This is a genomic window from Streptomyces sp. a15 (assembly GCF_059026085.1).
This window is the reverse complement of record NZ_JBWLKM010000308.1, coordinates 1-323: the sequence shown is the minus strand read 5'-3', so window position 1 is coordinate 323 and position 323 is coordinate 1. Positions and strand designations below refer to the sequence as shown.

Annotated in this window: 1 pseudogene; it reads left to right on the top strand. The window is 69.7% G+C overall.

Annotated features, from left to right (window positions below):
* Positions 1-323: pseudogene (locus tag AC5P09_RS52265) on the top strand (RNA-guided endonuclease TnpB family protein); the annotation flags it as partial.

The following is a 323-nucleotide window of genomic DNA, read 5'->3' as shown; positions in this document are numbered from 1 at the left end:
CGTGAGGACGCCCGCAAGGCCCAGCAGCCGTTCCCGAAGATCGGCGAGCTGTCCACCCGCCTGATCACCCAGGCGAAGCAGACCACCTCACGCTCCTGGCTGGGCGAGGTCTCCGCGGTCGTCCTGCAGCAGTCCCTGCGCGACGTCGAGACCGCGTACCGCAACTTCTTCGCCTCCCTCAAGGGCACCCGCAAGGGCCCCAAGGTGGGCGCCCCGCGCTTCAAGTCCCGCAAGGACGCCCGGCAGTCGATCCGGTTCACCGCCAACGCCCGCTGGCACATCACCGACAGCGGCCGGCTGAACCTGCCGAAGATCGGTCCGGT